Origin of the sequence: Paraburkholderia sp. BL6665CI2N2, from assembly GCF_004366535.1 — a bacterium.
Classification (GTDB): Bacteria; Pseudomonadota; Gammaproteobacteria; order Burkholderiales; family Burkholderiaceae; genus Paraburkholderia.
Genome location: NZ_SORC01000001.1, coordinates 5053384 through 5070426, shown reverse-complemented (window position 1 = coordinate 5070426; position 17043 = coordinate 5053384). Strand labels below are relative to the sequence as shown.

At 62.5% G+C, this 17043-nt stretch carries 8 protein-coding genes and 1 pseudogene; 7 read left to right on the top strand and 2 right to left on the bottom strand.

The window, feature by feature from the left end; all coding sequences use genetic code 11:
• Positions 1–435 precede the first annotated feature (435 nt).
• The 3 genes and pseudogenes from B0G81_RS45615 to B0G81_RS22635 all read left to right on the top strand — a co-directional run.
• Positions 436–554, top strand: a pseudogene (locus tag B0G81_RS45615) (hypothetical protein); the annotation flags it as partial.
• A 10-nt stretch (positions 555–564) separates the two neighbouring features.
• Positions 565–8643 (top strand): YadA-like family protein, encoded by an 8079-nt coding sequence (locus tag B0G81_RS45420; RefSeq protein WP_279590491.1) that lies wholly within the window; start codon positions 565–567, stop codon positions 8641–8643.
• Between the two features lie 126 nt (positions 8644–8769).
• Entirely contained in the window at positions 8770–9528 is a 759-nt protein-coding gene (locus tag B0G81_RS22635; protein ID WP_134138404.1) for an OmpA family protein, read from the top strand.
• Between the two features lie 69 nt (positions 9529–9597).
• On the opposite strand, the gene B0G81_RS22630 is transcribed toward B0G81_RS22635, so the two are convergent.
• Positions 9598–10443, bottom strand: a complete 846-nt coding sequence (locus tag B0G81_RS22630) for a MurR/RpiR family transcriptional regulator (protein WP_134138403.1) — start codon at positions 10441–10443, stop codon at positions 9598–9600.
• 290 nt (positions 10444–10733) lie between these two features.
• Here B0G81_RS22630 and edd point away from each other — a divergent pair, with 290 nt between their 5' ends.
• From edd to B0G81_RS22610, 4 genes are all read left to right on the top strand, one after another.
• Positions 10734–12638, top strand: coding sequence for a phosphogluconate dehydratase (gene edd / locus B0G81_RS22625; RefSeq protein ID WP_134138402.1), 1905 nt, complete (start codon positions 10734–10736; stop codon positions 12636–12638).
• Between the two features lie 25 nt (positions 12639–12663).
• Positions 12664–13305 (top strand): bifunctional 4-hydroxy-2-oxoglutarate aldolase/2-dehydro-3-deoxy-phosphogluconate aldolase, encoded by a 642-nt coding sequence (gene eda, locus B0G81_RS22620; RefSeq protein WP_106284003.1) that lies wholly within the window; start codon positions 12664–12666, stop codon positions 13303–13305.
• 259 nt (positions 13306–13564) lie between these two features.
• On the top strand, positions 13565–14962 hold the full coding sequence (locus B0G81_RS22615) for a GntP family permease (RefSeq protein WP_134138401.1): 1398 nt from the start codon (positions 13565–13567) through the stop codon (positions 14960–14962).
• Positions 14963–14972: 10 nt separating this feature from the next.
• Positions 14973–15470, top strand: a complete 498-nt coding sequence (locus tag B0G81_RS22610) for a gluconokinase (protein ID WP_106284005.1) — start codon at positions 14973–14975, stop codon at positions 15468–15470.
• 90 nt (positions 15471–15560) lie between these two features.
• Here the strand turns inward: B0G81_RS22610 and purB are convergent, their stop codons facing one another.
• Entirely contained in the window at positions 15561–16949 is a 1389-nt protein-coding gene (gene purB, locus B0G81_RS22605; protein WP_134138400.1) for an adenylosuccinate lyase, read from the bottom strand.
• Positions 16950–17043: the final 94 nt, after the last annotated feature.

The window sequence follows — 17043 nt, the reverse complement described above, 5'->3', positions numbered from 1 at the left end:
TTGATCTCTGCGCCAATTTTATATTGGCACCATCCCCAGAGGGATTGTCGAGATGGTCTGGCAAATTGGCTTGTGATCCTGCTTCGATTCCCTTCGGTAACTTCCTGTCTTGAAATGCAGGCGCTCTATGTGGCGTCTACGCATTACTAATTCAGTTATCGCCTATTCAAAGGAAAAAGTGTGAACAAGTCTTATCGGGCCGTTTGGAACAAGAAAACCGGCACGTTTGTCGCGGCGGCCGAAACTGCAAAAGGTTGTAGTAAAGGATCCAGCGGCGGTCGCATCAGTGCAGCAATCGGGACCATTTCCCTTCTGGCCGTTGCCGCGGCAACTTATTCGACCATTGCACACGCTGGTGCGACCGATCAAGGATCTATTAACGGGCAGCAGACTACCGTCGCGACCGCTATCGGCAATGGTGCTACTGCTTCAGGGATGGGGGCGCTCGCTTTTGGGGCGGGAAGTAACGCACCTGGTTACGGAGCTTATGCTTCAGGCAGCAACTCAACTGCGATCGGTATAGGAGCGACGGCGTCCGGAAATAATTCAATTGCGCTCGGAACGATGACAGGGGCGACGGGAAGTTCCGCAATCGCCATTGGTGGTTTGGCAACGGCGACGACGGCGAACTCGGTGGCGCTGGGCACGAACTCGGTGGCGAACTCGACGACGCTGACCACGGCCGGCTTCACGCCGGTTGGCGGTACGGCGATTTCGGCGGCAACGGCAGCCGGTGGTGAAGTATCGGTCGGCGCGGCCGGCAACGAACGCCGCATCACGAATGTGGCGGCAGGCCTGAACGGCACGGACGCAGTGAACGTGAGCCAGCTGCAGTCGGAAGACGCGAAGGTGAACAACGTCAGCAGCAACGTCAGCAACCTGGCGGGCAACGTCACCAACATCAACAACACGGTGAACAACATCACCAACGGTGGTGGCATCAAGTATTTCCACGCGAACTCGACGCTGGCGGATTCGTCGGCGACAGGCGTGAATTCGGTGGCGATCGGCGGCGCGACGATCGCGTCGGCAGCGAACTCGGTGGCGTTGGGTTCGGGTTCGACGACGACGGCAAACCTGTCGGCCGCGGGTTACAACCCGGGCACGGCAGCGCTGTCGGGTACAGCTTCGGCGGCCAATGGTGAAGTGTCCGTGGGCAAGTCGGGTGCTGAGCGTCGCGTGACGAACGTGGCGGCCGGCTCGGCGGCGACGGACGCGGTGAACGTGAGCCAGTTGCAGTCGGAAGACGCGAAGGTGAACCAGGATGGCACGTCGACCGCGGCAGCGCTGGGCGGCGGCTCGGCCTACAACTCGACGACGGGTGCGATCAGCGCACCGAGCTTTGCATTGACCAATGCGAACGCGATCGACGGTACGTCGGGTGCAGCGACCAATATCGGTTCAGCATTCAGCACGGTGGACACGGCGCTGGGCAAGCTGAACACGAACATCAGTAACGTCAATAACAACGTCTCGAACCTGAGCAACAACGTCAGCAACCTGGCGGGCAACGTCACCAACATCAACAACACGGTGAACAACATCACCAACGGTGGTGGCATCAAGTACTTCCACACGAACTCGACGCTGGCGGATTCATCGGCAGTGGGTACCAATGACATTGCGATTGGTGGCGGCGCCGTAGCGAATTCGTCATTGGGCACTGGCAGCTCGACCGCAATCGGCTCGAATGCGCTTGCAAAGGGTACCAATGACATTGCGTTCGGCACGGGCGCGACCACGGCTCAAACAGGTGTGTTTGTCGCGACGGCGGATCTGATCGCGATCGGTACCGCCGCCACAGCCAACTTCAGCACGAGCATCGCAATTGGGGGCAATGCGAAAGCTGGTGGCCCGGACGGTGCCGGCGGCAGTGGCGACAGCATCGCCATTGGTGAGAACGCAAATGCAACCACGCCCGCGGCCTCTTGGGGACGGGCTACGGCTATCGGTGTCAACACTGTAACAACGGGTACGGAGGCGACTGCCGTCGGCTATGGCAGCACCTCAACAGGGACAGCCGCTTCGGCGTTCGGTTACTGGTCGACGGCGACGGGCGGCTCGAGTGTGGCCATTGGTACGCTCTCGACGGCTGCTACGGCCAACTCGGTGGCACTGGGCTCGAACGCGGTGGCGAACTCGACGACGCTGGCGACGGCAGGCTTCACGCCGGCCGGCGGCACGGCGATCTCGGCAGCCACGGCAGCCGGTGGTGAAGTGTCGGTGGGCGCGGCAGGCAAGGAACGTCGCATCACGAACGTGGCCGCAGGTCTGAATGCTACGGATGCGGTGAACGTGAGCCAGTTGCAGTCGGAAGATGCCAAGGTGAACAACGTCAGCAATAACGTGTCGAACCTGAGCAACAACGTCAGCAACATCGCGGGTAACGTCACGAACATCAGCAATACGGTGAACAACATCACCAACGGTGGCGGCATCAAGTACTTCCACACGAACTCGACGCTGGCGGATTCATCGGCCACGGGTGCGAACTCGGTGGCGATCGGCGGCGCGACGATCGCGTCGGCAGCGAACTCGGTGGCGTTGGGTTCGGGTTCGACGACGACGGCAAACCTGTCGGCAGCGGGTTACAACCCGGGCACAGCAGCGCTGTCGGGCACGGCTTCGGTGGCCAACGGTGAAGTGTCGGTCGGCAACGCGGGCGCGGAGCGTCGCATCACGAACGTGGCCGCCGGTTCGGCGGCGACGGACGCGGTGAACGTGAGCCAGTTGCAATCGGAAGACGCGAAGGTGAACCCGGATGGCACGTCGACCGCGGCAGCGCTGGGCGGCGGCTCGGCCTACAACTCGACGACGGGTGCGATCAGCGCACCGAGCTTTGCATTGACCAATGCGAACGCGATCGACGGTACGTCGGGTGCAGCGACCAATATCGGTTCAGCATTCAGCACGGTGGACACGGCGCTGGGCAAGCTGAACACGAACATCAGTAACGTCAATAACAACGTCTCGAACCTGAGCAACACCGTCAGCAACATCACTAACGGTGGTGGCATCAAGTACTTCCACACGAACTCGACGCTGGCGGACTCGTCGGCGACCGGTACGGACGCGGTGGCAATCGGCGGCAACGCTTCGGCCTCGGCCGCGAACTCGGTGGCGCTGGGTTCTGGTTCGACGACCACGGCGAACCTGTCGGCTGCGGGTTACAACCCGGGCATGGGCGCGCTGTCGGGCATCGCTTCGACGACTAACGGCGAAGTGTCGGTGGGTTCGGCAGGCAAGGAACGTCGCATCACCAACGTCGCAGCCGGTTCGGCAGCGACGGATGCGGTGAATGTGAGCCAGTTGCAGTCGGAAGACGCAAAGGTGAACAACGTCAGCAACAACGTGTCGAACCTGAGCAACAACGTCAGCAACATCGCGGGCAACGTCACGAATATCAGCAACACCGTCAGCAACATCACTAACGGTGGTGGCATCAAGTACTTCCACACGAACTCGACGCTGGCAGACTCGTCGGCCGGGATGTCCGGTGGCATTGCAATCGGCGGGGGCGCGTCTGCCCCTAGCTTTGGCGGGGCACACGATTCGACTGCGATCGGCACCAACGCATTGTCGAAAGGCTTTAACTCTATCGCCCTGGGTACCGGCGCGACGACGGCCTCCTCCCAATATGTCGGCGCTGCCAACGATCTGATTGCCATCGGCACCAACGCTTCTGCCAACTTCGACCACAACATTGCCATCGGCGGTAACTCGGTGGCCGGTGGTGCTGGGGCAGGCGCCCAAGCCGTGGCTGTAGGCGATAACGCATCGGCAGCATCGGCGCAATCGCTGGCGCTTGGCTCCTCGGCGACCGCGTCGGCGGCGAATTCGGTGGCCTTGGGCTATGGCTCGACGACGACGGCGAACCTGTCAGCCGCGGGCTACAACCCGGGCACGGGCACGCTCTCGGGCATCGCTTCGACGACTAACGGCGAAGTGTCGGTGGGTTCGGCAGGCAAGGAACGTCGCATCACGAACGTGGCCGCCGGTTCGGCGGCGACGGACGCGGTGAACGTGAGCCAGTTGCAATCGGAAGACGCAAAGGTGAACACGGTTAACAACAACGTGAACAACCTGAGCAACAATGTCAGCAACCTGTCGGGCAATGTGACGAACATCGCTGGCAACGTCACCAACCTCAGCAACACGGTGAACAACATCACCAATGGTGGCGGCGTGAAGTACTTCCACGCGAACTCGACGCTGGCGGATTCGTCGGCAACGGGCGTGAATTCGGTGGCGATCGGCGGCGCAACGGTGGCGTCGGCAGCGAACTCGGTGGCGCTGGGCTCGGGTTCGACGACGACGGCGAACCTGTCGGCAGCGGGTTACAACCCGGGCACAGCAGCGCTGTCGGGCACGGCTTCGGTGGCCAACGGTGAAGTGTCGGTCGGCAACGCGGGCGCGGAGCGTCGCGTGACGAACGTGGCAGCCGGCTCGGCGGCGACCGATGCGGTGAACGTGAGCCAGCTGCAGTCGGAAGACGCGAAGGTGAACACGGTCAACAACAACGTGAACAACCTGAGCGGCAACGTCACGAACATCAGCAACACGGTGAACAACATCACCAACGGTGGTACGGGCATCAAGTATTTCCACGCGAACTCGACGCTGGCGGACTCGTCGGCGACCGGTACGGACGCGGTGGCAATCGGCGGCAACGCTTCGGCCTCGGCCGCGAACTCGGTGGCGCTGGGCTCGAACTCGGTGGCGAACGCGACGACGCTGACGACGGCAGGCTTCACGCCGGCCGGTGGCACGGCGATCTCGGCAGCCACGGCAGCCGGTGGTGAAGTGTCGGTGGGCGCGGCAGGCAAGGAACGTCGCATCACGAACGTCGCAGCGGGCCTGAACGGCACGGATGCAGTGAACGTGAGCCAGCTGCAGTCGGAAGACGCAAAGGTGAACAACGTCAGCAACAACGTGAACAACCTGAGCGGCAACGTCACGAACATCAGCAACACGGTGAACAACATCACCAACGGTGGTACGGGCATCAAGTACTTCCACGCGAACTCGACGCTGGCGGATTCGTCGGCGACCGGCACGGACGCAGTGGCGATTGGCGGCAACGCGTCGGCCACGGCGGCGAACTCGGTGGCACTGGGCTCGAACTCGGTGGCGAACGCGACGACGCTGACGACGGCAGGCTTCACGCCGGCCGGCGGCACGGCGATCTCGGCAGCGACGGCGCTGGGCGGTGAAGTGTCGGTTGGTGCGGCAGGCAAGGAACGCCGCATCACGAACGTGGCAGCGGGTCTGAACGCCACGGACGCGGTGAACGTGAGCCAGTTGCAGTCGGAAGATGCAAAGGTGAACAACGTCAGCAACAACGTTTCGAACCTGAGCAACAACGTCAGCAATATTGCGGGCAACGTCACGAACATCAGCAATACGGTGAACAACATCACCAACGGCGGCGGCATCAAGTATTTCCATGCGAACTCGACGCTGGCGGATTCGTCGGCAGTGGGTACGGACGCGGTGGCGATCGGTGGTGCGGCAACGGCGACGACGGCGAACTCGGTGGCGCTCGGCTCGAACTCGGTGGCGAACTCGACGACGCTGGCGACGGCGGGCTTCACGCCGGTTGGTGGCACGGCGATCACGGCGGCAACGGCAGCCGGCGGTGAAGTGTCGGTGGGCGCGGCAGGCAAGGAACGTCGTATCACGAACGTGGCCGCAGGTCTGAATGCTACGGATGCGGTGAACGTGAGCCAGCTGCAGTCGGAAGACGCGAAGGTGAACAACGTCAGCAACAACGTGTCGAACCTGAGCAACAACGTCAGCAACCTGGCGGGCAACGTCACCAACATCACCAACGGTGGCGGCATCAAGTACTTCCACGCGAACTCGACGCTGGCGGATTCATCGGCAGTGGGTACGGACGCGGTGGCGATCGGTGGTGCGGCAACGGCGACGACGGCGAACTCGGTGGCGCTCGGCTCGAATTCGGTGGCGAACTCGACGACGCTGGCGACGGCGGGCTTCACGCCGGTTGGTGGCACGGCGATCACGGCGGCAACGGCAGCCGGCGGTGAAGTGTCGGTGGGCGCGGCAGGCAAGGAACGTCGTATCACGAACGTGGCCGCAGGTCTGAATGCTACGGATGCGGTGAACGTGAGCCAGCTGCAGTCGGAAGACGCGAAGGTGAACAACGTCAGCAACAACGTGTCGAACCTGAGCAACAACGTCAGCAATATTGCGGGCAACGTCACGAACATCAGCAACACGGTGAACAACATCACCAACGGTGGTGCGGGCATCAAGTACTTCCACGCGAACTCGACGCTGGCGGATTCGTCGGCCACGGGCACGGACGCGGTGGCGATCGGTGGCAACGCATCGGCAACGACGGCGAACTCGGTGGCACTGGGCTCGAACGCGGTGGCGAACTCAACGACGCTGACGACGGCAGGCTTCACGCCGGCCGGCGGCACGGCGATCTCGGCAGCCACGGCAGCCGGTGGTGAAGTGTCGGTGGGTGCAGCAGGCAAGGAACGTCGCATCACGAACGTCGCAGCGGGCCTGAACGGCACGGACGCGGTGAACGTGAGCCAGTTGCAGTCGGAAGATGCGAAGGTGAACAACGTCAGCAACAACGTGTCGAACCTGAGCAACAACGTCAGCAACATCGCGGGTAACGTCACGAACATCAGCAATACGGTGAACAACATCACCAACGGTGGCGGCATCAAGTATTTCCACACGAACTCGACGCTGGCGGACTCGTCGGCAACGGGCACGGATGCAGTGGCGATCGGCGGCAACGCCCAGGCGACGGCGGCGAACTCGGTAGCACTGGGTTCGAACTCGACGACCACGGCGGATCTGACGGCAGCGGGCTACAACCCGGGCGGCAGCGCGATCTCGGGTACGGCATCGACGGCGAACGGCGAAGTGTCGGTGGGTTCGGCAGGCGCAGAGCGTCGCATCACGAACGTCGCAGCGGGCTCCGCTGCGACGGACGCGGTGAACGTAAGCCAGCTGATGTCGGAAGACGCGAAGGTGAACCAGATCGGCACGAGCACGGCATCGTCGCTGGGTGGCGGTTCGACGTACAACACGACGACGGGTGCGATCACGAACCCGACGTACGTGGTGGGTGGCACGACCGTGAACAACGCGGGTGATGCGATCACCAACCTGGACGGCCGTACGACGCAGAACACGACGGACATCACGAACCTGACGAACAACATCAACAACGGTACTGTTGGTCTGGTGCAGCAGGATTCGACGTCACGCAACATCACGGTGGCAAAGGATACGGATGGCACGGTGGTGGACTTCACCGGCACGGCAGGTACGCGCAAGCTGACCGGCGTGACCGCTGGTGATGTGAACGCGACGAGCGTGGATGCGGTCAACGGCGCCCAACTGTATGCGCTGGGTCAGTCGACGGCGAACGCGATGGGTGGTGGCTCGACGGTGAACCCGGATGGTTCGATCACAGCGCCGACGTACGTGGTGGACGGCACGACTGTCAACAACGTAGGTGACGCGATCACCAACCTCGACGGCCGTGTGACGGAGAACACGACGGATATCGCCAACATCAACAACACGCTGAACAACATCAGCAGCGGTGGCGGCATCACGTACTTCCACGCCAACTCGACGTTGCCGGATTCGCAGGCAACGGGTGCGGAGTCTGTGGCGATCGGCGGCAACGCGCAGTCGCAGGCAACGAACTCGGTGGCATTGGGTTCGAACTCGGTGGCTGACCGTGCCAACACGGTGTCGGTGGGTTCGGCGGGTAACGAACGTCAAATCACCAACGTCGCGGCCGGTACGGCGGACACGGACGCTGTGAACGTCGCGCAGTTGAAGGCGTCGGGCATGATCAATCCGGATGGCACGACCAACACGGCAGTCACGTACGACCACAACGCGGACGGCACGACCAACTACAACAGCGTCACCATGGGTAACGGTGCTGCAGGCGGTACGACTATCCACAACGTAGCAGCAGGCACGGACGGCACCGATGCGGTGAACGTCAACCAGATGAACGCGGCGATCTCCACCGTCACGAACATTGCCAACGCAGCGAGCAATCCGATGTTCGCGGCAGACGGCAACCGTGACACGGAAGCAGCAGTCGCGAGCGGCACGCATTCCACGGCGATGGGTGCGAACGCTAGCGCAACCGCGGCCAACTCGGTGGCACTAGGCGCGGGCTCGGTGGCTGATCGTGCGAACACGGTGTCGGTCGGTTCGGCGGGTAACGAACGTCAGATCACCAACGTCGCAGCCGGTACGGCGACCACGGACGCAGTCAACGTCGGCCAGTTGAACGACGCGATCGGCTCAGCGGTCGGCAATCTGCCGGCCGGCATGACGGCGAAGGACTACACCGACCAGCAGGTCAACTCGGTGCAGAACAGCGTCAATCAGCTCGCTAAGAGTGCGTACGCAGGTATCGCGGCCGCCACGGCGCTGACGATGATCCCGGACGTCGATCAAGGCAAGACGATCGCGGTCGGTATCGGTGGCGGCACGTATAAGGGTTCGCAGGCTGTCGCGCTCGGCGTTTCGGCGCGCATCACCGAGAACCTGAAGATGAAGGCCGGCGCGGGTACCAGCTCGTCGGGTACGACGGTTGGCGTGGGTGCTTCCTATCAGTGGTAAGTGCCATGACGGACGGGTCGCCAGTCCCGTCCGTCAGCCAGGTCCGCTCTTGATCTAACTGCCAGCGCGCCCTTGTCCACGATACACGTGGCGAGGGTGCCGCTTCAATCGACTGAATTCGTAAAAATGAACGCAACTCTTCTTAAATATCTCCGCGCGCCGCTGCTCGGCGCATTTGTGACCATCCTCGCTGCCTGTTCCACGCAGTCGGGCCCGACCTACTCGATTCACGCGGCTAGCGTGCTGAACCAGCAGGCGCCGGTCTATCGGGTGAGCTGCCTGGGACTCTTCGAAAGCTCGCAGACTTGTGTGCGTGTGGCCGAAGAAACCTGTAAAGCTCAGCCTGTGACCTGGCTTGAATCGATCGACGGCGTACGCAACAATGCGCCCGTGAAAGATCCGCGCGAAGGGACGTTCATGTGCGGACAGCCTGTTGTGCAGCAACCCGCTGCGCAGCCGGTCCCGCAGCCCGTTCCGCAGCCGGTCGTACAACAGCAACCCGCTCCGCAACCCCAACCGCAAGCCAGCCAGCCTGCGCAGCGCCGCTTGCTGCTGCAAGGCAACGCGAACTTCGCAACCGACAGCGCAGCGCTCAGCTCGATCGCCAAGGAAAACCTCGACCAATTCCTGCGCGTGAACCAGGACGTCCACCTTCGTCGCGTGACCGTGGTGGGTTATACCGACAAGACGGGTTCCGAGGCGCATAACCTGAAACTGTCTCAGGCTCGTGCGGCGGCTGTTGTGCAGTATCTGCGCGACGGCGGCCTCCACGCCGACCAGTTCGTCGCTAAGCGTATGGGCAGCGCCGATCCGGTCGCATCGAACTCGACGGCCGAAGGCCGCATGCAGAACCGCCGCGTGGATGTCCGCGTGTTCGCCGAGTAAATCGCAGTACGCGAGAGTTTGATCACAAAGGCCTGCCATCGCGCAGGCCTTTTTTCTATCTCCCGCGCTTCAAACCTCGCCGTCGATCCTCAGCCGGCCAATTACCCCTTTCGCCTGTCCTAATCGCTCCACCAGCTCAGGTCCGCGCTTCAGCGCCACACCTACCGCCAGAATGTCGCCGATCGCCAGATGCGACATGCGCGAAGTCATCGGCGAAAACACATCGCTTTCCTCTGCCACGTTCGAAAACAGGCAGATGGTCGCGACCCGCGCGAGCGGCGAACTGCCGTGCGTAATCGCGATCACCTTCGCGCCGCGAGCGAGCGCCGAGCGCACAGCGTCGATGATGTCGCGGGTTCGACCGGTATTGGATACCGCCACCACGACATCGCCAGGTTCGAGCAACGCCGCCGACATCGAATAGGTATGCGGATCGGAATACGCGACGCTCGGCATGCCGAGCCGGAAGAACTTGTGCTGGATATCCTGCGCGGCAATGCCGGAGCCGCCCGCTCCGTAGAACTCGATGCGCGCCGCGTTCGCCAACAGTTCGACGGCCGATTCGACGCTATCCGGCGACAGGTTGTTGCGCACCTCGATGAGCGTGCCAATGGTCCGGTCGAAGACCTTGGCGATCAGGCCGGGCGCGCCTTCATCCGGCCGGACGTCCCGATAGACGGTCGGCACACCCGACGCAATTCCCTGCGCCAACCGTATCTTGAACTCACGAAACCCCGAAAAGCCGAGCGCATGACAAAACCGCGCGATGGTCGGCTGGCTGACGCCCGCACGGGCGGCCACTTCCGTCATCGACAGGTCGAGCACCTCGCGCGGCGCCTCGATCACGTAATCGGCAAGCTTGCGCTCGGACGGGCGCAACTGATCGCGCATCTCTTCCACTTGGGACAGCATCATCGGAAAACTCGCACTATGCTGAAGAATGCGTGGACTATATCTGATTGCCGGGAAGGTACAAAAACTACATTTAGCGTCGTAGGTGTAATCCCCAAGTTTTGCGTAATACCTATCGGTGGCACGCCAGTAAAGCGATTCGGGCGACATAAAGTTGCGGCGACGCAGCAGGAAACCTGATTGCGATCATGTAGTTTTTCTACTAAGATGGCGACGTCGGTTGACCCGACGCCCCCGCGATACCTACCTGGCATAGTGCGCGCGCGCCTCAAGCCAGCGACGAAGGAGCTCCGATGGTTTCCCCGCATTCGCAATTGTTGAAGGTCACGCAACGCGTGGCTGAGCGCAGCAAGCCGACTCGTGAGGCGTATCTCGCCCGCATCCACCACGCGCAGGGCAAGTTCCCGGCGCGCGGCGCGCTCTCCTGTGCCAATCTGGCCCACGGTTTCGCCGGCCTGGAAGGCAACGACAAGCTCGTCATCAAGCAGATTCGCGAGCCGAACATCGGCATCGTGTCCTCGTACAACGAAATGCTGTCGGCCCACGCGCCGTACAAAAACTACCCCGACATCATCAAGCAGGCCGCGCGTGAAAACGGCGGCGTCGCGCAATTCGCGGGCGGCGTGCCGGCGATGTGCGACGGCGTCACGCAAGGCAATGCCGGCATGGAACTGTCGCTGTTCTCGCGCGAAGTCATCGCGATGAGCACGGCGGTTGCGCTCACGCACAACATGTTCGACGCGGCGCTGTGCCTCGGCATCTGCGACAAGATCGTGCCGGGTCTGTTGATCGGCGCGCTGCAATTCGGCCATCTGCCGACCATCTTCGTGCCGGCGGGCCCGATGGGCAGCGGCCTGTCCAACGACGACAAAGCCAAGACGCGCCAACTCTTCGCCACCGGCCAGTGCGGCCGCGACGCGCTGCTCGAAGCGGAAGCCGCCGCGTATCACAGCCACGGCACCTGCACGTTCTACGGCACCGCGAACAGCAACCAGATGCTGATGGAAGTCATGGGCCTGCATCTGCCGAGCGCGGCCTTCGTGCATCCGCATACGCCACTGCGCGACGCGCTGACCGCGCAGGCCGCGCGCCGCGTGCTCGATCTGACGGCGGAGCGCGGCAACTACATGCCGATCGGCCACGTGGTCGACGAAAAGGCGATCGTTAACGGCATAGTCGCCTTGCTGGCAACGGGCGGCTCGACCAATCACACGCTGCACCTCGTCGCGATTGCTCGCGCGGCGGGCATCGTGATCGACTGGGACGACTTCGACACGCTGTCGCAAGCGGTGCCGCTGCTCGCGAAAATCTATCCGAACGGCAAGGCCGACGTGAATCACTTCCACGCGGCCGGCGGCGTCGCGTTCCTGGTGCGCAATCTGCTGGAAGGCGGTTTGCTGCACGAAGATGTGAACACCGTCGCGGGCAAAGGCCTCAAGCACTACACGGAAGAGCCGAAGCTGTTGGACGGTAAGCTGCAATGGGTGCCGGGCGCGCAGCAGAGCGAAGACACGGCGGTGCTGCGCGGCATCAAGGAACCGTTCCAGCCGGACGGCGGTCTGCGTCTCATGCAAGGCAAGCTGGGCCGCGGCGTGATCAAGATTTCGGCGGTTGCGCCGCAGCATCGCAAGGTGAAGGCGCCGGCTATTGTGTTCGATTCGCAGGAAGCCGTGCAGGAAGCGTTCGACAACGGCGAGCTGAAGCGCGACTTTATCGCAGTGGTGCGCTTTCAGGGCGCACGTGCAAACGGCATGCCCGAACTGCATCGTTTGACGCCGCTGCTCGGTGTGTTGCAGGATCAAGGTTTCCATGTCGCGTTGGTGACCGACGGCCGCATGTCAGGCGCGTCGGGCAAGGTGCCGGCGGTGATTCACCTGTCGCCGGAAGCGCTGCTGCAAGGCCCGATCGGCAAGGTGCGCACCGGCGACATGCTGGTGATCGACGCCGAAGCCGGCGTGCTCGACATCGAGATCGACGCCGCGGAATGGAGCGCGCGGCAAGGTGCCGTGCCGCATCACCAGGCGGAAAACGAAGTCGGCTTCGGCCGCGAGCTGTTCGGTGTATTCCGTGCGGCGGCGGCGCCTGCGGAGCAGGGTGCGTCGGTATTCGGCGCGATGGTGGGCGAGCGTCCGACGCATGACGGCAAACCGGCCAAAGCCCACACCGAACAACACACAAGCACCACTCAAGCCAGCTAAGTGCTGCAGAACAAGGAGTCTGACTATGACGTCGAAAACAGTAAGCGATATCGTGCGCCTCGGCCCGGTGATTCCGGTGCTCGCGTTCGACTCGGTCGAACAGGGCGAACACGTGTCGCGTGCGCTGCATGCCGGCGGCGTGAAGGTGCTTGAAATCACCTTGCGCACCGCAGCCGGTCTCGAAGCGATCGAACGCGCGAGCCAGTTGGCCGAGGACATCGTGGTCGGCGTCGGCACGATTACGAAGCCCGAGCACTGCGCTCAGGCCAAGAAGGCGGGCGCGCAGTTCGGCGTCTCGCCCGGCCTGACACGAGACATGCACAAGGCCGCGCAGGATGCGGGCTTGCCCCTGCTGCCGGGCGTGATGACGCCGTCGGACATCATCGCGGCGCTCGAGCTCGGCTACGAGATCGTGAAATTTTTCCCGGCGCAGCAAGCCGGCGGCGTGCCGATGCTGCAAGCGTTCCACGGCCCGTTCCCGAATCTGAAGTTCTGCCCGACCGGCGGCATCACGGCGGAAACGGCCACGCATTTCCTGTCGCTGCCGAACGTGGTGTGCGTGGGCGGCTCATGGCTCACGCCGAAAGCCGCGCTCGCCGCGCAAAACTGGGACGAGGTCACGCGTCTGGCGCGTGCCGCGAGCCAGCTGGCGGCGCCGGCTCACTAGGCTGAATCCGCGCGCTCGTTAACCCTTTATCAAGGTCCGACACGAAGGAGCCTCGTCGATACAGCTGTTCAGGCTGTCTTGGCGAGGCTCTTTTTGCGATATGCGCGGAGAATTGGCGCACGTCTTGAGATAACAAACAGTAAAATTCAGCGTCCGCGCGGTCAGCCCGGTTTCAAGGCCCCGAACAGGTCGCCGTGAGACACGGTGCTGGCGGTGTTCCGCACGCACTCACAATCAATAACGCAAAAGGAGGAGCTTCATGGAAGCTGTCCACGGCAGCACGCTGCTGGTCTTCGCGGTGATCGCCATCGCATTGCTGATCCTGCTGATCACACGCTACAAGGTTTATCCGTTCCTCGTTCTGATCATCGTGTCGCTGCTGCTGGGTCTTGCATCCGGCATGCCGATGGCGACCATCGTCAAATCGTTCGAAACGGGTAACGGCAATACGCTTGGGCATATCGCCATCGTGGTCGGTCTGGGTACCATGCTCGGCAAGATGATGGCCGAGTCGGGCGGCGCCGAGCGCATCGCCACCACGTTGATCAACTTCTTCGGCGAGAAGAACATCCATTGGGCGATGATGATCGTGGCGATCATCGTCGGCTTGCCGGTGTTCTTCGAAGTCGGTTTCGTGCTGCTGATTCCGATCGCGTTCAACGTCGCCAAGCGCACCAACAAGTCGTTGCTGCTGGTCGGCTTGCCGATGGTCGCGGGTCTGTCCGTCGTGCACGGCCTGCTTCCGCCGCATCCGGCCGCGATGCTCGCGGTGCAGGCGTATCACGCGGATATCGGCAGGACCATCGCTTATGGGCTGATCGTCGGTGTGCCGACCGCGATCGTCGCGGGTCCGCTGTTCGCGTTGCTGATCAGCCGCTACATCAAGCTGCCGAAAGAGAACGCGCTAGCCGCGCAATTTCTCGGCCACGGTGACGAGACCAAAAACGGCGAGCAAAACGCAGCGCAGAAAGTAGCACCCAAGCGCGAACTGCCGAGCTTCGGCATCACGCTGCTCACGATCCTGCTGCCGGTGATTCTGATGCTGGTGGGAAGCTGGGCCGATCTCTTCACCACGCCGAAAACCTTGCCGAACGATCTGCTGCACTTCGCCGGCAATTCGGACGTCGCGCTGCTGATCGCCGTGCTGGTGAGCTTCTGGACCTTCGGTGCGAGCCGCGGTTTCACTCGCGAGCAGATCCAGAAGTTCTGCGGCGACTGTCTCGCGCCGATCGCGGGTATCACGCTGATCGTCGGCGCGGGCGGCGGTTTCGGGCGCGTGCTGATGGATAGCGGTATCTCGAAGGAAATCGTCAACGTGGCAACGGCCATGCATCTGTCGCCGCTGTTGTTCGGCTGGCTGGTGGCCGCACTGATTCGTCTGGCCACGGGTTCGGCAACGGTCGCCATGACCACCGCATGCGGCATCGTCGCACCGATTGCTTCGGCTAGCGGCGTGCATGTCGAGCCGGAATTGCTGGTGCTCGCCACCGGTTCGGGCTCGCTGATCTTCTCGCACGTGAACGACGGCGGTTTCTGGCTGATCAAGGAATACTTCGGTATGACGGTGGGGCAGACCTTCAAGACATGGTCGCTCCTCGAAACCATCATTTCACTGATGGGCTTGGGTTTGACCTTCGCACTCGCGGCGGTCGTGTAAGGAGTTTTTGATGATTCTGATCGCAATGGGCGTGTCGGGCGCCGGCAAGACGAGAATTGGCGAAATGCTGGCGGAACGCCTGCATTGCGCGTTCACCGATGGCGACGCGTTTCACAGCGCCGCCAACAAAGAGAAAATGCACCACGGCATTCCGCTTACCGATGAAGACCGGTGGCCGTGGCTGCAAACCATCCGTGCCGCGATCGTCGAGAAGCAGAAGGCGGGCGAGACGGCCGTGTTCACCTGCTCGTCGCTGAAGCGCTCGTACCGCGACGTTTTGCGCGATGGCGACAAGGACGTGTGCTTCGTGTATCTGAAGGGTTCGCGTGAGGTGCTGGAGCAGCGTCTGACCACGCGCACCGGGCATTTCTTCGATCCGTCGCTGTTGCAAAGCCAGCTCGATACGCTCGAAGAGCCGGGCCCGGACGAAGCGATCACGGTGAGCATCGAATTGTCACCGGAAGAAATCGTCGTCGAGGTGCTGAAGCAGGTCGAAGCGCGCAAGTGAGCTTGTTTCGCTGCTGCAAATGAAAAACCGCTCCACGGAGCGGTTTTTTTACGCCTCGACTTTAACGAGGCAATCGGCAATCGAGACCGCTTAAGCGATCCGCTTAGCCAATTCGACTGCCTTGCCGATATAGGAGCCCGGCGTCATCGCGAGCAAACGATCTTTCGCGTCCTGCGGAATCGCGAGGCCGTTGACGAACGTTTGCAGCGCTTCACGCGTGATGCCCTTGCCGCGCGTCAGTTCTTTCAACTGCTCGTACGGATTCTCGATCCCGTAACGGCGCATCACCGTTTGCACCGGCTCGGCCAGCACTTCCCAGCAGTTGTCGAGGTCTTCGTTCAGACGCTGCGCATTCACTTCCAACTTGTCCAGACCGCGGATCAGCGAGTCGTACGCGAGCAGCGAGTAACCGAACGCGACGCCGATATTGCGCAGCACTGTCGAATCGGTCAGGTCACGCTGCCAGCGCGAGACCGGCAGCTTGTCGGCGAGGTGGCGCAGCGTGGCGTTGGCCAGGCCGAGATTGCCTTCCGAGTTTTCGAAGTCGATCGGGTTGACCTTATGCGGCATGGTCGACGAACCGATTTCGCCGGCCTTGGTGCGCTGCTTGAAGTAACCGACCGAGATGTAGCCCCACACGTCGCGGTCCAGGTCCAGCAGGATCGTATTGGCGCGCGATACCGCGTCGAACAGTTCGGCCATATAGTCATGCGGCTCGATCTGGATCGTGTACGGATTGAAGGTGAGTTTCAGACGTTGCTCGACGACTTCGCGCGAGAACGCTTCCCAATCGAACTCCGGATACGCAGAGAGATGCGCATTGAAGTTGCCGACCGCGCCGTTCATCTTGCCCAGCAGTTCGACCTTGGCGATACGATCGATCGCGCGTTCCAGGCGGGCCGCGACGTTGGCGAGTTCCTTGCCGAGCGTGGTCGGGCTGGCCGGCTGACCGTGCGTGCGCGACAGCATCGGCTGTTCGGCGTGGGCGTGAGCGAGAGCGACGAGACGCTGATGCACCGAGCGCAGCGCCGGCAGAATCACGTGTTCGCGGGCGCCCGCCAGCATCAGGCCGTGCGACGTGTTGTTGATGTCTTCCGACGTGCAGGCGAAGTGGATGAACTCGCTCGCGCGCTCCAGTTCCGCCTGACCCTTCACCGATTCTTTCAGCCAGTACTCGACCGCTTTCACGTCGTGATTCGTCACACGTTCGATTTCCTTGATGCGCGCGGCGTCGTGCGCGGTGAAGCGCTCGGCCAGTTGCAGCAGGAATTGCTCGGACGCTTCGGAAAAGCGCGGCACTTCGGCGAAACCGGCGCGCGAGAGCGCAATCAGCCAATGGATTTCGACGGTCACGCGATTGCGCATGAAAGCGGCTTCCGAGAGCCAGTCGCGCAGGGATTCGGTTTTCGAGGCGTAGCGGCCGTCGAGCGGGGAGAGCGCGTTCAGCGCGAAGAGGGTGTCGGGATGGGTGTCGGACATGATGGCGGCGTGGCGCAAGGGTGAAAACGCGGAGGAAACTGGGGGAACCGCGAATTTTACCACCGGACGCCGACTGGCCGATTTCGGCGCGGCG